This is a genomic window from Paenibacillus sp. FSL R5-192 (genome assembly GCF_000517845.1).
Lineage (GTDB): Bacteria > Bacillota > Bacilli > Paenibacillales > Paenibacillaceae > Paenibacillus > Paenibacillus amylolyticus.
Genome location: NZ_ASPR01000049.1, coordinates 93,370 through 113,181 on the forward strand (window position 1 = coordinate 93,370; position 19,812 = coordinate 113,181).

Sequence of the window (19,812 nt, forward strand, 5' to 3'; positions counted from 1 at the left end):
GATTTTCATAATACTACGATCACAAATTCTATCTATAACCTTGAAATATATGGTATTGTTGTACTAGAAATTAGAAGGAGGGTAGACCTAATGGACTATATTATTTTTCTGCTGATTATTGCTGCAGTTTTTGTGTTGTCTATATTAATTCTCATCTTGTCGAGAAAACAAAAGACTATCGTTGTATTTGATAAGGAGGATTACGATCTAAGAGATATCACTTTAGGTGATATTGATAGGATGGGTGACGGCTCAGGTTTTGAAATGTACCTATACAGATTATTAATCGAGCTAGGCTACTCCGGTGTATATAAGACTGTGGGTAGTCGTGACTTTGGAGCTGACGTAGTTTTTACTGATCCGGATGGAGTCAGAAATGTCATCCAAGCCAAAAGATACGCTGTAGAAAATCCGGTAGGCATTAGTGCCGTTCAAGAAGTCTTCTCTTGTATGAGATACTATAAGGCCAAAAAAGCGGTTGTCATTGCAACAACCAGATTCACAGATTCATGTGAAATGCTGGCAGGTATCAATTATGTGAAATTGATTGATCGAACTGACTTATCCAACATTATTGAGGCCTTCAGGGCTGGTGACACCCTTGAAGCACGTAAAATAATCGAAGCGGAACCCAGAAGGTTACTTGATTCCTGGTCAGAGACAAATTCAACTACGCTGCATGAAGTTCGTAAGGATTACAAGGCCGAGAAGTATGTAAAAAAAGTGATGAGTAAATGAGAATATATATTATTATCCATGGGAAGAGGAGGAAGGGATATTGGGAAAGTTTATAGCGTTTAAGTTGAATAAAGGTGACTCGTTCTATTTAGAAATAAGAGTACATAATTAAAAGAAATCGGTAATGGTAGATGGTGGAGATGAATCAGAGTGGCTAAACACTTCAAAACATAGTAGGTAAGGATAAAGTAAATGCTACTGTGTGCACACACAAAGACAGTGACCATGATAAGGGAATAATAGCAATCTTAGAAAGTATCAGCTGTGATGAGGTTTGGTTGCCATCAGAATGGGGAGATGTACTTAATCATTTCACCAGAAGTAAATTGTCAGTACAGCCGGCATCACGAACCCTGATCCTTACCGGGTTAAACTCTTCATGGCCAAACTCACATACCCACGATGCTCAACGATGAGATTCTGCAGTTACATCGTTCGGTGAAATCCTTTTATTTTTCTTTGTATCCCACTCTGCAGCTTTGTGGCTATGAGAAATCGAAAAGGAGACGTTTGTTTGTGCTGACAAAGTATATTCACTCCTAGTAATTGCAACTTTTAGTCAATCATTCTCTTCTCTGATCCATAAGTATAGGTGAGTACTTGAAACTTTAACAAGGGTTATGTTTCATCAGTTAAGTAGCCGATAATATTTATTATATATGATGTATAGCAAGTAAACTATTGGAAAAGTGGGGTATGTATATGAAACGAATAACAAATGAGAACTTTTATAAAGCTGATGAACTTTTTAGTTATTTTGTTAAGCCCAATCTACAGACAGGTGAAGAACAAAAAATTACGGAGAGTCACTTGATAGAGTTGATCGATAAGCTTGATCTTAATGAACATATTGTTCCAGACATAAAAGAGATGTTAGAAGTATCTAAAGCTCTCTTTGCCTACGGTTATTTATATTGGAGTTTCCTGACACTATCGCTGGATCAAGCATTTAAGGCTTTTGAGGCTACCGTTGCTCATGTTCACGAGAAGGTCTATGGATCAAATTACTCTGAAGGTAACCGTGTGACACTTTCAGCTATGATTGACAGATTGTCTAAGAGAAGAATTATAGATACTGAACAAAAGTATAAATTCCATAACATAAGAAAATTTAGGAATATGCAGGCTCATCCATCTTTTCAAGCGCAGCTTGGGTTGCCTTCCTATGATGTACTGAAAAATCTATGTACAGAAATAAATTCCTTATTTCTTATTTTACATAATCGTAGTCTTAGTGAGTAATTAAAGCTGAGTTAAATAAAGAGGAGAGATCTGGGTCACATGGTCACGCTTATAACTGATTTTAAGTTTTACTGGTAAATGCGAAACATACAAGCTGAATATGTAATGGAGGAGAATAGATGAGTTATCTAAGTGAACAAGATTTCAGGAGACTTTGGAAAAGTGCTCTCATATCCGTTGACACATCTGCATTGCTTTTTTTACAAGAATGTAATTCACCGCTTTCTAAATATGCAATGGACACTCTACTTTTTATTGAAGATCGTATTTGGATTCCTTCCCATGTTGCTAATGTTGAGATGGATCCCCAACTCAATTATACCGGTGAAATAACTGGTTCAATTAGAAGTCTAAATAATTTTGATAGGGAGTTCGATAAAACTATCTCGGCCATAGATGAAAAATTTCAATCGCTACACAAAAAACTAGATGAACAAGGTCATGAGTTGCTGTCAGATTTAATTGCTGAAATCGATATAAATAAAGTTTTGTATGATGCAATCAGCAAGTTCAAATTAAATGTAGCTTTATCAACCGAAGAGAACAAAGATTTCCTTCAATCAAAATTGGTACAAGTATTCCAAAAGTCACTTTGTTCTAGAACTAGCACTGGGTTTACTGACGAAGAGGTCTCAGATATTGAACAAGAAGGTACCATACGATATGAAAATAGTATCCCGCCAGGATACAGTGATCGAAACAAAGCCACAAATAAATTCGGGGATTTAATCATTTGGAAGGAATTATTAAAAAAGTCCAATGAAGAAAAAAAACCTATTTTGTTTATAACAAGAGATAAAAAAGAAGATTGGTTCAAACTAACAGATAACAAGATTGTAGAAGTACGAGAAGAACTACGTAAAGAGATGGAAGCGAACAATGCCGAAGTGTTTGTCATATACTTCAATGATTTTATTAAAATGAGTCTTGAATTTGTAAGCAGAAACTTCGAGGAACTACAGGAGAAAGTTGATAATCAAGAATATGAATTAGCTGAGCAAATAGAAATTTATATTAACGAAAATATGCACGGAGAAATTGAAGAAAAGCTTACAAATATAGAAAGTATCGAATATAATTCAGACTTTATTGCAGTGGATGTGGTTGAAGATATAGAGATTAATAATTATATGAATGATATTGATGATGAAATAGTGATTATTAATTGTAAGGTGAATTTTACTGTATATGTTGATCATAATTATTATGTTGGTAGTAGAGAACCTAACATTGAGCTTCCTAGTGTAATAAAATGTCAGGTAGATGCAAGGGTTTATATTGAAATTTTTTCTGGTACACATAACGATCAAATTAAATTAATTGATATTGATTCACCTTACATTGAACTGGATGAAGTTGAAGTGATCAGTTCAACTGATCCGCTAGGTCATGATGAGGATTATGATGATGCATTTCAAGAAGATACAGAACCCTACGAAGACCAGGAACGTACTGATGAACTTGAGGCAGAATTTGAACGAAATAAGGAACAAAAAGAATCAGCTTTTGCCAATGAGGAACACATTAGCGTGGAAGAAATTGAAGCAGATCTTGAAGAACGTATTCGACAAAAAGAAGCTCAAGATGACTACGAAGAGAGGTTACGGGAAGAAGAAGAATAGTTTCTATTCATAACCCAGAGAGTTCTTTTCCGATATTAGATGCTAAAACTCCATTAGTAATTCATTCAGTACAATTGAAGCAAGAGATTCATTAAAAACTAATACAGCGGGCATCACATGTTAACTGATGTATTCACATTTCAATTTTCACTTCAGTAGTAATCTTAATTACGTGTATCATTCTTTGCTTGAAAGGGAGAGATCTATATAAAGTTGCCGTTTATAAATCAGTATTTTCTGAACAATACTTATCAACCTATTATTAGGAGGATGTTTTAGCATTTATAAATGGAATTAATCTCCTTTTGATAATCAGCTGCTTCAGGCCACCCCTCATTTATCAGTCTTATATTTATAACTAGGGATGACTGATAGTGAGATTCTTATGTATTCCAGTGTCTTCGTTTCTATTTTTTCATTAGCTTACTGATCGCAAGATAAAAGAAGTTCATAGGAAAGTTTCGTTATTATATGGTTTAGCTACGTAACACGTATCTCTTTGTTGATAATAGGCATAGGGATAAGGCACATGAAGACTAATCATTGGTCAGTTAATTTGGCAATAATATATTTGATTCTTATTTCGATTGTTAATATAAGCATCTCAATTTGGTCGTCTATTGAATTTAATCAGATAACACAAAATTTCAACGAAGCATCAAAAAATTCAACCGTCACTCGAGAAGCTGATTCGTTAATTAAAACGGCTGCGAGTGCTCTTATTTACATTTTGCTAAGCGGATTTGCGATGTTATTTACAACTATTGCATTGTTATTTCCAAAACGCATGATGGATTTAATTGAGAAGGTAGTTGATGACCCTGATGCTGACTTTGATTCGATTTATAAATTCAGATTAGTAATGGTTCTAGCTAATAGCAGTATTCTCATATTGGATTTTTATGGAATAGTCAGTGCATTCAAATATCTGTAAACCTTTATGTCAATATAGCAGATGTATTTGAATTTTAGGCTCCAGTTCACTATTCAGGCGTTCAAAGTGAAAACGAGCAACACTCATAGAAAACACCTAGTTTCCTAGGTGAAGGAACTAATTGTTAAATAATAGTAGTATCCGAACGGAACTTTACTAATATGGGAGTGAACCGTATGGAAGCACCAGCGACTACAGGAACTGTTTTTTTTGAGAATAAGGTTACTATTTTATTAAACAATATAGGTCCAGATTTAACTCAAGTAATAGCGGGTAATCTATTGAGCCATGAGGGAGAAATACTCATTGTCGATTATTATGGAAAACCAAAGAAATCTACAAATCCCAAGATCGAAGTCTGAACATGACATCTGTGTCAGTTAATGTTTTGTTTACTTCGTTAATGGAGCACACTAATTATAATTACCTCGTAATTAATGGAGTTGAAAGGTTAATCAAATCCTTTAATGGAGATGGATTATTTATAAGAAAAATCGCAAATCAGCGAATTAGATTCTTTCAACAACATCAACTTGACTGGAACTGGCTGTCATTGTTTGTCTTTATGTAGAAGAGGATTGATATTCAAAAGAAACTGCTTGAGGAAATGCAAACTGTATACATATGTACAAAATACGAGTTTTGTGAAACAGTACTAATGATTTAAAAGCTGCACAGTGATTTTTACCCCTGTACAGCGAATTCTTTATATTTTTCGAATTAGTCCCAAACTACTTCTGTTCCTGCTACAAAGTCATGAATCGCACGTCGATCCTCACGCAGACCGACCATAAAAGCACTCACAATAACTCCGATACCCAAAGTTAATACGTACACAAGTCCAGCTACAACAACTCGCATCAGCATCGTACCAATTTTTGGCGGTTCGTGTGTATCGTATTGGCGGATTCGAATTCCACATATGCGTTTGCCTATGGTTCGACCATACCAGTAAACTGGTAATAAAATTGAGTATAACGCACTAAGTAGCTTGGCAATCGGCTCATCCGTATCAAAGTTACCCGTCAGCACACCTGCAATAATCACTAACGGAATTGAAATAATAAGACTATCCAATACACCTGCTCCTAATCTAATCCAAAAACCTGCTTTATACAAAATGCTTTCCTCCAAACTACAATTTTAAACTAAATGGCTAATTTACTTCATGAACTCCCTTCATTAAAATATCTAACTTTATGTACACAACCCAAATAGTATAACAGAAAATTTTACCTTTTTACGATAAAACTCCTAACTCATTTTAATTGCATCCTTTGTGAATTTTATAACAAACTATCGAATTAACTTAACCGCTGTTCATGTTCACTAACTACTTACTCTTACATAATCCTTTCTAACTGAGCCCCTAATGAAAACACCATAATAATTATGTAAACCAAGAAAGCTACTCAACATTTGTTAAGTAGCCTTCTGTTCGTTCTGCATCTGCCCTCTTCGCCAAATCTTATTCTCCACAATGGCATAAACTAAACCGGCGATGGCAAATATCCATATCGATGTCATTCGGTTCAGATGGTATCCATTCACGAAATATGGATTGTACATGAGATCAAAAACCCACAGCCCGCCCCATCCAAACCCAATCATATAGATGAAAGTTCTCACCATAGGAAAACATACATATTTCCGCAACAACCATGAGATCGGGCTAATAATAACAACATAAAAAGCGACTAAATAGTGACCGAATCCCAGGATAAGCGAAAGAATATATATTAATCCCCCTGCATTGCGTAAGCCGTAATACTCTGTCGTTGTAATATGGTACCCTTCAACCCTTTCAAGAACGAGATATGCAGTCAAGCTTATCCCTATAAATATAAGTCCTAATACCATGTACCGTTGAACCGCGTTCACCAACATCAGATCACCCCAATGTCTAAACGCAGCCAGAACCGCTCAAGTTACATGATTTCGAACAAATTCCACAATTCCACAATTAACATAGGCGTTGTTAGGTTCTGTTAAAAGTTAAATTTAATCTATCGTTTCAATTGCTCTAATCCAACGACTACTTCTGTCCTTCCAGAATCATCGTACCCAGGCGGTCCATAAGCTCCATTCTCCCCATCGCTGTGTACGAATAATTGTAATTATCGACATTAGAGATTTTATAGATCTTTTCATTCTTCACTGCGTTCATGTTATTCCACACCTTGCTGTCTACCATCTTATTCTCGCTATTCTCCATCAATAACAGACGATCCGGATTAACGGTAGCCAGAGCCTCCAGCGCAATCTGTTTACCGCCCCAGCCCTCTGGATCAGGGATACCCTCTGTGCGCTTCAGGCCCCATTCACCGTATAACATCTCAGCTGCCCCTTTATTGGAATAGATGACCAGGTTGTTTGGATATGTCTCAATGACGGCAAAGGATTCACCATGTACAGCCGTCTGCAGCTTTTGTTTCCACTCTGCAGATTTGGCATCATACTTGGCCAGATATTCATCTTTCTTGCTTTCTTCTCCAAACGTATCTGCCAAGAATGTCAGGCGTTCTCTCCAATCATAGTAAGAGTAAGGCAATGCAATTGTAGGTGCAATTTTAGATAAAGTTTCATACTGATCCATGTTAAAATCCTTACCCAATATGATGAGATCCGGATTGGCACCCGCTATAGCTTCAATACTGAACGGGAAACCATACCAGCCCAGATTAACGGTATCTGCACTCAGCTGATCCTTAATGGTTGGAGTGATTTCCTCCGGGTTACCGTAATCCGCACTCATCGTTGCAACAGGTGTTTTCCCAATGATCAACAGTTCTTCTGTAGAGCCGGATAGATCAACAATGCGCTCTGGATTCAAAGGGATCGTAATCTCTTCTCCATTAGGGTTAGTAATCATTTTGGTCGTCGCTTGTGTGGTTGCCTCTGAGGAGCTCGCCACTTCATTGGTCGTCTGGGTCGTTCCACAGGCCGCCAAGGTGAGCATACAGCATAGTGCAATCCATACAGGAATTCGTTTAAACATCGTTGTCATTCTCCTTTTATGTCAGTTCATTAGCCACATGAGGCTTATTTGCTTCAGTTACTTTATCTATCTCATCGAACTCATTATCCGTTTACTTTTACCTGCCAGCCTTCTGCATCCTGTTGTAATTGCCACAACCGAGCGTAGATGCCTGAGTGATCTAACAAATGCGCATGAGTTCCTTGCTCTACGAGCTGACCTTGGTCCAAAACAAGGATCTGATCGGCATTCTGAATGGTCTTTAATCGGTGTGCAATCAAAATAACCGTCTTGTCCGCGACTAGCTCATTAATCGCTTGCTGCACCGCGGCTTCGTTCTCCGGATCAAGTGAAGCGGTGGCTTCGTCGAGCAAAACGATCGATGCATTTTTCAACAAAGCACGTGCAATGGAGATACGTTGCTTCTCCCCACCAGATAACGTCGATCCACCCTCGCCAACGAGCGTATCGTACCCTTGAGGCAGACTGGAGATAAACTCATGACAACAAGCTCTGCGTGCTGCCTCCTCAATCTCGAATTGCGAAGCGTCTTTCTTTCCTACACGAATGTTGTTGCCGATTGTATCCTGGAACAGATACACGTCCTGGAAGACCACAGAGATATCCTTTAACAGCTTCTCCGGGTCCATCTGATCAACGGGTCTGCCACCAATGCGAATGGTTCCTTGCTGTACATCCCAGAAGCGGGCAATGAGACGTGTGACTGTACTCTTACCACTACCGGATGGGCCAACCAAGGCAGTAATGGTATGCGGCTCAATCGTAAACGACAAGTCTTTCAACACCGGCTGCTGATCATCATATCCAAAGGTCACCCGGTCGAATGAAATCGCCTGATTGGGCTGTACATCTCCCGTTCCTGCCATCTGGGCCTCCTGCTGCACATCCATAATGCGTCTTGCACTATATGCTGAGTACCGCATCTCCCCATAACTCATCAGTACAACCGTCAACGGTTCAAATACCTTTGTACCTACCAGCAAAAATAACAGAAATACCGGTAAGGACAACTCACCACCTGCAAGCAAATAACTGCCCACCAGAATCATCCATGTCATCCCTGATCGTGCAAGCAACATCGCGCCCATGATCATCGGTCCCATTATGCCTTCCAACCGAATGGAAGCGGATTTCAATTCGTCAAAAGAACGACGCAGCCGTTCAAAACGTTTGCCCCCCATATTGTGGGCCTTAATCTCACGAATACCGCTCAGATACTCCTGCAGCCGACTAGCGGCTTCGTTTTTGGCTCGAACATGGTTCTCACTCAGTCGTGCCTGAATGGAATCCGTAAGCCATAACAGAGCCACACCTAAGGGAACCGCAATAAACATGGCTACGGCCATTCTCCAATCCAACAACAGAAGTCCGCCAAAAGCGAGTACCGGAAGCACAATCGCGCTGATCAGCTGTGACAGATTGTGAGAGATCGTATGCTCGACCTGACCATAATCACTCAGGATCAGATTTGTCAGATCCCCAGGATCACGTTTTCCGAAAAATCCTAACGACAGATGGCGAATATGTTCCGCCAACTTCAACCTTCCTGAGGCCGCAAGGCTGTATGCTGCCCGATAGGTCTTATCATAGAGCGAAGCATAAGCCGCATACTCCACCAGAAGCCAGGCAAACAGGATGCAGCATACAATCCACATTCGGTTGATATCCAGTCCTTTGTCCGGATCAGCAAAAGACTTATAGATCGTATTGAATATATCCACAAGCAGCGCCGCAGGAACAATCTTTGTAATCCCGTCCAGAATCGCTGCAATTACCGAAGGTAGCAGACTACGCGGGTTACCCCCAGATATATTGTATAAATAATTCTTCATCGCACTGCACCTCCAAGCTTCCAGGAAGCTGCACTGATATGGGCCTGCCACATGTGCTCATACACTCCGCCTAATGCACGCAATTGATCATGTGTCCCACTCTCGGCAATCGTTCCCTTGCGGATCACGAGTATTTGCTCTGCTGCACGAATCGTTGTAAGACGATGAGCAATAATCAGTACTGTTTTGCCTTGAACCAATTGGGCCAGACCTTGCTGGATCTTGTGCTCATTCTCTGCATCTGCGTAGGCCGTCGCTTCATCCAGGACCAGAATGGGAGCATTTTTAAGCAGTGCCCGTGCAATAGCAATTCGCTGTGCTTCGCCGCCGGACAGGTACGTGCCGCCTTCTCCGATTTTGGTGTCATATCCAGCATCCAGTTTCTCGATGAATTCATGACAGCAAGCAGTTTGAGCCGCAGCTATAACGTCCTGTAATGAAGCTGATGTATTGCCCATCCGAATATTTTCTTCAATCGTATCGTAGAACAAATGTACATCCTGAAATACAAAGGACACGGTATCCATCAGTTTCTCTGTCCCCATCTCCTGAATCGGAATTCCACCAATCGTAATCTCACCTTCCTGTACATCCCAGAAACGAAGCAATAGATTAGCAATGGTTGACTTCCCCCCACCAGAAGGTCCGACAAGTGCGGTCATTTCTCCTGCTTTGGCTACAAAATCAATCTGTTCAAGTACAGGTTTATATGCTTCGCTCTCCTTACGTTCATAAGCAAAAGATACCTGCCGAAAGGCAACCTCATATGTATCCGGAACTTTAGGCAACTCAGGTTCTTGTACAACCGGCTCGGCAAACACCGATTCTATCCGTTTCTGTCCTTCCACAATCTCTCGCATCCCACTACCCAGATACATTAACTTCAATAACGGAGCAGATAGACTCGGGGTAATGATCAGAAACAGAATAAACGTGATCGCAAACGACTGATTCCCCGCATTTCCACTCGACAGCAGAATACCCACCGGAACGATGAAGGTAAATAACGAGATCATGATTACAAAAAACAGCCCGTAGGATGTTTTACACAAATCTGTTATTTTCAACGAAATATCCCGGTACCGCGTCACCGCCTGTTTAAACGTTAGAAACGAATCGGCTGTAATCCCAAATACTTTCACTGCCGGCATACCTCTCACGTATTCAACACCCGTCGCATTCATCTCTTCGATGGCAAGTTGAAAATCACGATAAGCCTGGCGGCCTTTTTCGCTGCGAAAGAGGCGACTTTGGAGCCAGAACCCGATTCCGATTGGAACCAAAAGCGTCAGCGCCATGCGATAATCGAGCCAGAACAGATATCCCAAGAGCATCAGTGGAATAACGATCGCACTTACCAGGTCCGGCAACTGATGGGCGATAAACTTCTCAATTTTCTCCACACTGACTTCGATGATCTTCTTCAGCTCACCAGTTGCCGTCCGAGTGTGATACCCCATGGGTACTTTGGCAACATGCTCCGCAAGTCTCACTCTGAGCTGATACAAAATGTTGAACGCAGCGATGTGTGAGCACATCCCTCCGATATAGAGCGCAACAAGCCCTGCAATGAGGGCTACGAATGCGACGATCCCCCAATAGATCAACAGATCTTTGTCCATGGCAGAGGGTTGCCCCGCATGCGTTAGCAGTTCCTCGACGATCTTATACACTCCGACAAAAGGAACAATCTGCAACAGACTCGACAGGGTCGAGAAGATACTTGCTGTAATCAGCAGACCTTTGCGCTCCTTCGTTACTTGCATTAGTCCCGACACTTCAGATGTGTTGTTCATCTCACCCCTCCTGATATTAATAATCATTCTCAATATAGCTCAGTGCTATATACGCACATTAATATCTCATAGAGCCCTGAATGATCACTACCTCTTCACGGAGCAATAATACCTCATCACGGATTATTGTTGTCTCACAGCATCTTATAAGCCCTATTGGACATATGACCTCGTCGCGTAACTTGAGAATGACTGGTGAAGTATTTACATTCTCGCCAAGCAAAGAAAATTGTTGTTGGAGAAAGTTTTCGTTTTTGATTGTATAGATAAATATGACTTCTTTGATCTGTAACTCCCGTAATATTTTCCATTTCGTATGGATAAATATGTGAAGTAGTTACTTACATCATTTAACTGCCGCCTATTGAACTCAACTATAAGTATGTTATATTAAATTTTATAATGCTATAACATACAAAAGGAGTGATGCAATGCAATCGCCAGTATTAACTATTGGAGAACGGTTAAAAGAAATACGAGCAACGAGAAATCTTACACTTGAAGATGTTTCTAAACTTACTGATGTAAGTAAGCCTATGCTTGGACAGATTGAAAGAGGACAGTCTTCACCAACGATTACAACTCTTTGGAAAATCGCAGTGGGCTTAAAAGTTCCTTTATCTTTATTATTGGAAGAGCTAGAAGATGAGTGCAATGTGGTTGATACACGGTCCAAAGACGCTATCATTGAAAATGATGGAAAAATGAGAGCATTTCCTGTTTTTCCTTTTGACCCTACCCGTAACGTTGAAATATTTTATATCGAATTTGATCCTGGATGTCACCATCCATCTGAAAGGCACCTTGATGGTGTGGAAGAATATGTTTTTGTGGTACAAGGTATGTTAGAGCTGGTAGTCAACACAAAAAAAATTGTTCTAAAAGAAAATCAAGCACTCCGCTTTCGTGCTAATGTTTTTCATTCCTATAATAATCCCTATCAAGAACCATGTGTCATTTACAACATGATTTTTTACCCAAGAACATAGGCAAGTTTCATCTATAATCTTCTAGAAAATATTTAAAAATGAGGTGTGATGATTATGGCAATTGAAAAAGTAAAAGATTTTTTTAAACAATATGGTATGGATTCTGAAATTATCGAATTTGAAGTATCTAGTGCAACCGTGGATTTGGCTGCAACTGCATTAGGTTGTGAGCCAGAGAGAATCGCAAAAACACTTTCTTTTATGGTGAATGGACAAGCTGTTTTAGTAGTTGCTGCCGGGGATGCAAAAGTGGATAACAAAAAATTCAAAGAGTATTTCAAAACAAAAGCAAAAATGCTTTCTCCTGATGAAGCCATTGATATGGTTGGTCATGCCATTGGAGGTGTTTGTCCATTTGCTATTAAAAATGATGTTTCTGTTTATCTAGACATATCTCTAAAACGTTTTGAGACAATCTATCCAGCTTGCGGGAGTAGCAATAGTGCTATTGAACTTACAATAGAACAATTAGAAAAATACTCTAGTTATTCAGAGTGGATTGATGTATGTAAAGGATGGAATGATTGATTTATAGTAGTTCTATATGGGGTAGCGCCAACATTTTGACTGTTATATAAGCTAAGCATCAGCGGACATTTGCTTAAAGCAGGAAAAATCCGCTGTCTTTGTGCCTTAACGTCCCTAGCGTATATTTTCGTTAAAATGTTGGCTGTACCCTCAATCACTCATGGAAAGCTTTCCAGAACGAACCTTCTGTATTAATGATATCCTTGATCTGGACAAAAGGAATCGTAAACGTTGGAAACCCTGCCGCATAGGGTGCGATATCATACGGGTTGAAGTAGAGATGAAGAGCATCCGCTGTGACAAAAAACGGCTGCTCCCCACTAATCCCCGTATAGGTGTCCGGAAACACATACGAGTATTGAGGATCATTTTTGATCTGATCCCCCACAATCTGGCTCAACACTTTTACATAGTCACTATTCGGTTTAAATAAATCCTTTAGCTCATACAACTGACCATTTGTCAGATTAATGATCGCATAGATCATCGTAGGCATACCATGCGCTGCACCCGCCGGGTAGTTATAACCTGTGAGTTGCAGTTGCAGCAATTGTTGCTGATAAAACGTAACATCAAAATCACCTGTATACGTATAATCCAGCTGCTGATCGGCAGGGATCGGTTTAACCTGAGAGAGTTGCTTCAACTTGGCATTCAGCGCAATTTGCTCCGCTTGGTTCGTTAATCCCTCCACCTGCGGATAATATACGAGGTAGTCCCTGTTTGGTTTGTACTTCTCTTCGCGTACACGGTACGGTGGATGAAGTGGAACGATTGTATTTTGCCGCCAGATGATCTGTCCTGCCCGATTCACATACGATAAACGCTGGTCTACATAGGCCTTAATCAGATCTGGTGCCACGACCTCCAGCGTACCCGAACCTTCTACATGGGGATACCCAGCGGCAGGTCTTCCACTCAAATCCAACAGATAGGTCTGTCTTCCATCCGATGCGGAAGCAAGGCCGTTTTTGTAATTGCCTACTTCGCGATATAGGAACTCCGTAAGCCTTCTACCGTTGGTATCTGCAATCGCATACACTGAGCCGATATAAGGTTGCTCCGGGTTAATCGCTTGCCCCAGCGCATAACGATGCTCGCCTAGTTCGCGGATGTCATTATAGGCGGGTTGAATGATAAACGATCCTTGCGTATTAATAACACCGTAGATCGATTTGTAGTCCTCTGCTGTATTAACGATCGCTTGCCCGTTGTTAAAAGGAAATGCCGATGAAAATTTGGGCTGAATACGAATATTACCCCGTTCGTCGATGTACCCATATTTGCCCGAGGTTTCTTTTTGAAAAGCAAGCAGTCCATCCCCTAGTGGTCCCACATAGGCATATGGATACGTTGCGAGCCGATGACCATTGCGATTAATGAGTGCATATTCATTGTCCTTAATCTGCACAACCGCTTTACCATCTTGAAAATCATTCGCAGAAGCGAACTGTGCAGGTATCACCTCATTGCCCGACGCATCCAAATAACCATACCGACTCACCGATCCATCTGCCTGACCAGGATTAGAATCGTAAAATAATGCTCGACCGTCGTTCATATTCGAGATATACGGGTACGCCCGTTTGGTCAGGACTGTACCTTGTTCATTAATCATCTTAAATCCTTGAGAATCAATTGTTATCGCCCGTTCTTCGGAAAAGGAATTGATGGAATCGTATACAGGTTGAACGACATACTGTCCCTGAAGGTTAATAACGCCGGCACGACCACCCTTCACAACCACAGCCAATCCATTGGGCTGAAACTCTTGCGCGTCATCCAGTACCGGCTCAAGCCGAATGTGGCCTTGTGCATCCATATACCCCCAACGCGTCCCACTCGTGGTTCGAACGGAGATTGGATATAACCATGTCGTTACCCGGGCATGGCTTATAGGGACCATCGCCTGCTTAATTTTCTTTTCCAACTCTTGTAGTACCTCTCTGGAAGGATACGCTTCCGGGAAGCTGAGTGCCTTCTGAACTGAAGCGAGAGCTGCCGGATACTGGCCCGCGTGGTACTGAGCATCCGCAAGGTAATACCAGTAAAAGATATAATCAGGATATTGTTGGGTTAGTTGCTCGTAATATTGCACCACTTTGGGATAATAGGTTGCATATACGTCCGGTGCAGGAACCCATTTCCCATTCTGCCATCGTATAATCTCCACACGATAGGCTTCCCCTGTGTCATGTATCCAGAGTGCAATCTCCACTTTCCCATCTCGGCCATGCGGACCAGGCATATCTATAATCTCTGCATAGCTATAGTATAGATCGTCAGGCGCCAGATCTTTGAGCCCGGATTCCGTCCACTCATATACGGCAAGCTTAGACCAGATAGAACCAATCCGCCAACCGATAATGAGATTGTTCCTAGCCGTTGAAGTTACAGGGGCTGCGGTCATTAAAGTCACCCCATACCCCAATCCCTTAATTAGTGCCATCTTGATCCAATGTCCTTGAACAAATTTCAGAATGAGCAAATACAGCTCACCATTCAACTGATAGACTGCAGCAATCTCCGGCATACCGTCACCGGTAAGATCTGCCGCATAGATCGCTGGATGTTGAACAGGTTTATCAATAGTGACGACCGTTGCGCCAGCCGGAATATGTTGATTCACAATTTGCGTTAACAGCGGTTCGCTCATGGACATCTTAGTTTCCTCCCTTATGACCGCATTCGCCTAATGGTATGCGTCATAAATCGGGATATGACATGTAATTCATTTTATATAAGTTGAACTAAAGAATATTCTCACTTACCACTCCGATAACAGAACAGCCTTCTGATTGCACTTATTCCCCGATTCTTTGATTCACTTTTTATATTATTTATCTTGCAAAGTTACTTTCTCTCCATTGATTAGCAGGTAGCTCACATCATTCACCGGAATGGTCTTTGGGGAAATCCACTTAATGAGATCCTGATCCAGCTGGAGGAAACCGGATTCGCCAGTCAACTTTGTACCATCCTTCAGGTGCACTTCAATACTCAGATCCTCCATCCGAATCATACTCAGTGCCTCACCTGTAAGTGTGACACCAACCGGGGAAAGAGTAACATTTGCCTGTAAGCCTCCATTTGTATCAAGCTGAATGTTTCCTGTTTTACTCAAAGCATTTTGACTCAAGTTAAGAGTAGTTTTCCAATTTCCCTGCACAACTTCACTTATGCTCGTAAAGCTGCCTTGAATTCTCAGCTTATCTAAATTGTCAACAGCAGACAGATCATACACATACTCAATGTAATCCCCACCAATGTCTACTCCATTTTTCATGTATCTCCCGTAGCTAATGGAATATTGGGGAATATCGAGCTTTTGGCCTTGCTCATCCGTGAAGTAGAAGTATCCATGATTATACTCGCCAATCTCATTATCCGGATTAATCTGAATGTGTAACTTGCCCTCCACAAAACCTATATTGGAAATATGCACCCAATTAATACCCTCAACAGGGATATTCGTTACATCCTGATGCAGTACGGGAATTGGATCGGTTTCCAATTGAATATCGGTTGTACCTCCCAAGCCACTTATACGATCTCGCTCCATGATTTCATAACTATTGTTTTGCTTTTCTTGTAACAACTGCTTCCAGTCCACTTGTACGTTGTAACCATCTTGTCGAGATGCACCTGACATCAGCGTATTGATCTGAACGGTAATCCGATTTTTGCTGACTTTTCCTTGAATGAGGAATCGGACAATAGCTGTTTGATTCGCATCATCATAATGAATAATCTGAGCGTTGTTTGCATTACCTCCGGTTACTCTGTAATCATATACATCCAGTGTATCGTCAATGCGATGACCCGTCAGATCCGATAATGAAACATAGATTTCCGTTGTATCTCCGTCCCTGACAGCACCTATAACCTCCATTCGAATCCCTTGATCTTCACTCACCTGATGAACAGGCTGAAGAATGCCAATCCGATCTGCACCTAGAAAATGAAGAATAGAAGGCAGGTCAATGATGCCCACCGATGCAGCTGCCCCTGTCACAAGACATAACGATAACGCAGCGGTTACAGGAACATAGATGGCTTTGCGATACTTTCTTCTCCTATTCATGGACTTCTTGGTCTGTGCGGATGGAGCGGATGGATATAATACAGGTGGATAAAATGATGAATCTGATCTCGTAACGGTTGGTGGTTCATTCAGCGCCAATTTATCATAGAACAACTTTTTAATATTAAAGAGGTTCTGCTCAGTGAATTCTTTTTCGGATTTTCGCATTTGATCCCCTCCTTTATTTCCTGTTCATCCACCATGTCCTCAATCGTTGCCTGGAGCGATAAAGCTTGTTATGGACTTGCCTAACGTGTAGGGACAATGCTTCTGATATCTCATGGGGTCTCTGTCCTTCGTAAAACCGACGTTTCATAATCTCACGTTCCGGTTCTGGAAAAGATTCAATCATTTGATTAAGTTCCGTATATGTCTCTTTACTGACCATCTGAACCAACAAATCATCCGTTTGCACCGAATGAATCTCCTCTTCATATGTAAGCTCAGTTCTTCGATTAAGTTTCCGGTAGCGATCAATCGCTTTATGTTTTGTGATTGTTGCAAGGTAATTTTTCAGGCTACTTCGCCCAGACTGGAATGCATCCGGATTCTGCCAAAAAGCAAAAAATGTATCTGCTACGCATTCTTCAATCTCTTCTGTCGATGCATGATGTAGGATGGAATGAGCAATCTTCCATAACAAACCTGCGTAGTGGTTCATCACCCATTCCATGGCTTCAGGATCACGATTCGCTATTGCCTTCCGTATCTGTTCTTCTTCCACGATTAGATGTCCCCTCCCTTCCATGCTCATATGATCACGAATACTCGTGTTGATCTGTGCTTCGTACCTATATTCGTTTAACAAATGACTTTTACTTACTCCACGATAAAAAAAGATTTGCAGTGACCTTGTGGTCTTCCGCAAATCTTCTTATATTCTATACTATATCTTATTTATTACATCATATCGCTTCATGTGCCTTCGCTTGGATTGCTAACTAATATTACGCCTCTTCTTGCACACTGAGCTGTACATATTGGGTGAGACGACAATACTGAAATAACAGCAACTCTTCATTACCTTGTCCAAGAGCCACGCTACGTCCTTCCTTGATGAGGTGATTCAACAACTCATGCAGGAAACTCATCTGCAGCCGCGAGGATTCCGCTGCGAGTTGCTCGAGTACCTCAATATCTCGGATCGTAAACTGGGATAACCCGCGCAGCAGCAACTCTTCTGACCAGCCGTTAATTCTCTGCATGAACTGATTATATTCTTCCAAGTCTGCCCATCCTCCCATTACCGATATCCAGTTTTAGACTGAGCACCGTTTGACCCTTCAGGAAACTGATTGGGCTAATCCGTTTTGGTTCCACACGCACAAAGGCATAGAAGTGTTCAAGCGATTGGGAACCATATCCTGACTCCAGTCTTTGAATCATCGCCTGCCCGTCAGATGAATACGGGAGAGTGAGTGCCAATCTTTCCCCTTCGGTATTCTCAACCGTCAGGACAAGCTCCTGCGTTTGTTTGACAAAGCTATGGTCCACGATTCGAGCAACTTTGATCACAGCCAATCGTTCTTTGGGAGCAGCAAACAAGTCGAACGATCGCGATTCCTCTTGAAATACGCTCGTTACGTCTTGCATGGTTTTGCCCAGATTCAACGTTTCCACACCCGTTCGTGGCAAAATCGCAAGTTTGGCACCTTCCCCGGAAGAGATCCGGCGTTCTTCATTCGCTTTAACTGAATGGAATTGAACTTCTTCACCCACGAACTGGCGAAAGGTCAGATTAGGCAACCATGGTGTGAATGCACCATAATGCTCTGTATATGAGAACTGCTGATCATCATAATATACAGCACGTACATCGCTATAGGTGTAAATTTCCTCATCATCGAAACAATAGAAATAATAGGTGATTCCACGGAAACCGGATCGTGTCTCCCACGCATCAGCTCCCAGTCCATACAGGTGAAGTGAAGGCACCGTATAGTATTTACTTCGAAAACTGCCAATGAGCTGACTCTGCTGAATGGCAGACACCTTTTCTTCTTCAAGAACCTGGAGTGCAAGATACAGCTTGCTTACCCGATCCAACATGGATTGCATGGAGAAACGTATATGTCTGTTGAAAAACAACTGTAGTTCCCCTTGAATCCCTCGTAAACTGCGTTCTATGTCAGGCAGGTTGCCACTATGAGCTGCAATTGCCAGAGTCTCCAGTTGTGCCATGTAGGACTGAGGAAGGCGGGCCAGTCCCGTCTTCAACAATCCTGCCAGCATAACCCGACTTTCCTTTACTGTCTGAAGAGAGAACTTGGCCTCGTACACCCGTCCACTTAATGCATCCGTATCATCCAGGCCTTTTAGGTTCCGGTACCGTAGCAAAGCTTCAAGCTTGGCCATTTTCCCGGCTGTCTGCTGCACCTTACATAGTGCTTTGGCAAGGTTCGGTTCCTCAGTAAAAGACACCTCGATATTCTGGATGGTCAGATGAACCGTAAGAAGTGAATCTTCAATGATCTTAATTTCCTCTGGGTATCTCAGTCGGAAAACAACTTCCTCAATCATGGAAGAACTGTACGATTTAATCAGTGTTGTAAGGTCAGACTCCGTCATCCAGCGGAAGCGAGACTCGATCTCACGTGATACCGTATGCGGAATTTCGCTTGGATCGTCCACATTTGATACTAAGTCTGTTTCTGTTTCTGTTTCTGATACGTCTTTTGATACATCCAACGGATCATTATCCGATATCCCTGAGTCCTTATCCAGCACATGCTTCTCGTCTGCATTCATTGAATCCTCTGCCGTATATTCCCGTTGATCATACAGAATTGCAATCAGCACATGCTTGCAGATATGATCGGCCGGGCAGGAGCATTCCCAATGATCCAGCGTATTTTCAAGCGTACATTGTGTCCCGTCACTGAGCTGACAACTCACAGATGATGCATTCCATGTGTACGTTACACTTACACCATTGTCCAACTCTTTCAAAGACCTTTTGTACAACCCCTTGTTGGCATACCGAATCAAATAATCCTCCGTACACAGCTTCGAAAAACTTCGGAATTTTTCCTTGAATCCATTCACGTCA

17 protein-coding genes are annotated in these 19,812 nt (G+C 41.5%); 7 read left to right on the top strand and 10 right to left on the bottom strand.

The window, feature by feature from the left end:
• The first annotated feature begins 90 nt into the window (after positions 1-90).
• The 5 genes from C161_RS25635 (at position 91) to C161_RS25655 (ending at position 4,898) form a co-directional block, all read left to right on the top strand.
• Entirely contained in the window at positions 91-738 is a 648-nt protein-coding gene (locus tag C161_RS25635) for a restriction endonuclease (RefSeq protein WP_036673682.1), read from the top strand.
• Positions 739-1,440: 702 nt separating this feature from the next.
• Positions 1,441-1,980 (top strand): DUF4145 domain-containing protein, encoded by a 540-nt coding sequence (locus C161_RS25640; RefSeq protein WP_036673684.1) that lies wholly within the window; start codon positions 1,441-1,443, stop codon positions 1,978-1,980.
• Positions 1,981-2,099: 119 nt separating this feature from the next.
• A complete protein-coding gene (locus C161_RS25645) occupies positions 2,100-3,602 on the top strand; it encodes a PIN-like domain-containing protein (protein WP_036673686.1) in 1,503 nt (500 codons plus the stop codon).
• A gap of 529 nt (positions 3,603-4,131) precedes the next feature.
• A complete protein-coding gene (locus C161_RS25650; RefSeq protein ID WP_036673688.1) occupies positions 4,132-4,536 on the top strand; it encodes a hypothetical protein in 405 nt (134 codons plus the stop codon).
• A 176-nt stretch (positions 4,537-4,712) separates the two neighbouring features.
• Positions 4,713-4,898, top strand: a complete 186-nt coding sequence (locus tag C161_RS25655) for a hypothetical protein (RefSeq protein ID WP_036673690.1) — start codon at positions 4,713-4,715, stop codon at positions 4,896-4,898.
• Positions 4,899-5,256: 358 nt separating this feature from the next.
• Here C161_RS25655 and C161_RS25660 read toward each other — a convergent pair whose 3' ends face one another.
• The 5 genes from C161_RS25660 to C161_RS25680 all read right to left on the bottom strand — a co-directional run bounded on the left by C161_RS25660 (position 5,257) and on the right by C161_RS25680 (position 11,162).
• Positions 5,257-5,655: an RDD family protein gene (locus C161_RS25660; RefSeq protein WP_081746009.1), complete on the bottom strand. Its 399-nt coding sequence runs from the start codon at positions 5,653-5,655 to the stop codon at positions 5,257-5,259.
• 303 nt (positions 5,656-5,958) lie between these two features.
• Complete coding sequence (locus tag C161_RS33185; RefSeq protein ID WP_143780989.1) at positions 5,959-6,168, bottom strand: hypothetical protein; 210 nt, start codon at positions 6,166-6,168, stop codon at positions 5,959-5,961.
• 403 nt (positions 6,169-6,571) lie between these two features.
• Complete coding sequence (locus C161_RS25670) at positions 6,572-7,534, bottom strand: ABC transporter substrate-binding protein (protein WP_235193937.1); 963 nt, start codon at positions 7,532-7,534, stop codon at positions 6,572-6,574.
• Between the two features lie 83 nt (positions 7,535-7,617).
• A complete protein-coding gene (locus tag C161_RS25675) occupies positions 7,618-9,366 on the bottom strand; it encodes an ABC transporter ATP-binding protein (protein ID WP_036673693.1) in 1,749 nt (582 codons plus the stop codon).
• The gene (locus C161_RS25680) at positions 9,363-11,162 is read right to left on the bottom strand and encodes an ABC transporter ATP-binding protein (RefSeq protein ID WP_036673695.1); all 1,800 of its coding nucleotides are present in this window, start codon (positions 11,160-11,162) and stop codon (positions 9,363-9,365) included. The genes C161_RS25675 and C161_RS25680 overlap by 4 nt, the downstream gene beginning before the upstream one ends.
• Positions 11,163-11,593: 431 nt before the next feature.
• Here C161_RS25680 and C161_RS25685 point away from each other — a divergent pair, with 431 nt between their 5' ends.
• Both C161_RS25685 and C161_RS25690 read left to right on the top strand, forming a co-directional pair.
• On the top strand, positions 11,594-12,151 hold the full coding sequence (locus tag C161_RS25685; RefSeq protein ID WP_036673696.1) for a helix-turn-helix domain-containing protein: 558 nt from the start codon (positions 11,594-11,596) through the stop codon (positions 12,149-12,151).
• A 54-nt stretch (positions 12,152-12,205) separates the two neighbouring features.
• Positions 12,206-12,679, top strand: coding sequence for a YbaK/EbsC family protein (locus C161_RS25690; RefSeq protein WP_036673697.1), 474 nt, complete (start codon positions 12,206-12,208; stop codon positions 12,677-12,679).
• Between the two features lie 154 nt (positions 12,680-12,833).
• On the opposite strand, the gene C161_RS25695 is transcribed toward C161_RS25690, so the two are convergent.
• From C161_RS25695 to C161_RS25715, 5 genes are all read right to left on the bottom strand, one after another.
• The gene (locus tag C161_RS25695) at positions 12,834-15,341 is read right to left on the bottom strand and encodes a WG repeat-containing protein (protein ID WP_036673698.1); all 2,508 of its coding nucleotides are present in this window, start codon (positions 15,339-15,341) and stop codon (positions 12,834-12,836) included.
• Between the two features lie 174 nt (positions 15,342-15,515).
• Complete coding sequence (locus tag C161_RS25700) at positions 15,516-16,931, bottom strand: DUF4179 domain-containing protein (RefSeq protein ID WP_036673699.1); 1,416 nt, start codon at positions 16,929-16,931, stop codon at positions 15,516-15,518.
• Positions 16,932-16,944: 13 nt separating this feature from the next.
• On the bottom strand, positions 16,945-17,487 hold the full coding sequence (locus C161_RS25705) for a sigma-70 family RNA polymerase sigma factor (RefSeq protein WP_036673700.1): 543 nt from the start codon (positions 17,485-17,487) through the stop codon (positions 16,945-16,947).
• A gap of 223 nt (positions 17,488-17,710) precedes the next feature.
• Entirely contained in the window at positions 17,711-17,989 is a 279-nt protein-coding gene (locus C161_RS25710) for a hypothetical protein (RefSeq protein WP_036673701.1), read from the bottom strand.
• A complete protein-coding gene (locus C161_RS25715) occupies positions 17,976-19,808 on the bottom strand; it encodes a hypothetical protein (protein WP_036673702.1) in 1,833 nt (610 codons plus the stop codon). Before C161_RS25715 ends, C161_RS25710 begins: the two co-directional genes overlap by 14 nt.
• Positions 19,809-19,812 lie beyond the last annotated feature (4 nt).

Bases quoted from the DNA above. Each gene is read 5' to 3' on its own strand.
- C161_RS25670 (WP_235193937.1), bottom strand. From the start codon at position 7,534: ATGTTTAAACGAATTCCTGTATGGATTGCACTATGCTGTATGCTCACC.
- C161_RS25695 (WP_036673698.1), bottom strand. From the start codon at position 15,341: ATGTCCATGAGCGAACCGCTGTTAACGCAAATTGTGAATCAACATATT.
- C161_RS25645 (WP_036673686.1), top strand. From the start codon at position 2,100: ATGAGTTATCTAAGTGAACAAGATTTCAGGAGACTTTGGAAAAGTGCT.
- C161_RS25675 (WP_036673693.1), bottom strand. From the start codon at position 9,366: ATGAAGAATTATTTATACAATATATCTGGGGGTAACCCGCGTAGTCTG.
- C161_RS25655 (WP_036673690.1), top strand. From the start codon at position 4,713: ATGGAAGCACCAGCGACTACAGGAACTGTTTTTTTTGAGAATAAGGTT.
- C161_RS25680 (WP_036673695.1), bottom strand. From the start codon at position 11,162: ATGAACAACACATCTGAAGTGTCGGGACTAATGCAAGTAACGAAGGAG.
- C161_RS33185 (WP_143780989.1), bottom strand. From the start codon at position 6,168: ATGGTGAGAACTTTCATCTATATGATTGGGTTTGGATGGGGCGGGCTG.
- C161_RS25650 (WP_036673688.1), top strand. From the start codon at position 4,132: ATGAAGACTAATCATTGGTCAGTTAATTTGGCAATAATATATTTGATT.
- C161_RS25635 (WP_036673682.1), top strand. From the start codon at position 91: ATGGACTATATTATTTTTCTGCTGATTATTGCTGCAGTTTTTGTGTTG.
- C161_RS25700 (WP_036673699.1), bottom strand. From the start codon at position 16,931: ATGCGAAAATCCGAAAAAGAATTCACTGAGCAGAACCTCTTTAATATT.
- C161_RS25640 (WP_036673684.1), top strand. From the start codon at position 1,441: ATGAAACGAATAACAAATGAGAACTTTTATAAAGCTGATGAACTTTTT.
- C161_RS25685 (WP_036673696.1), top strand. From the start codon at position 11,594: ATGCAATCGCCAGTATTAACTATTGGAGAACGGTTAAAAGAAATACGA.
- C161_RS25690 (WP_036673697.1), top strand. From the start codon at position 12,206: ATGGCAATTGAAAAAGTAAAAGATTTTTTTAAACAATATGGTATGGAT.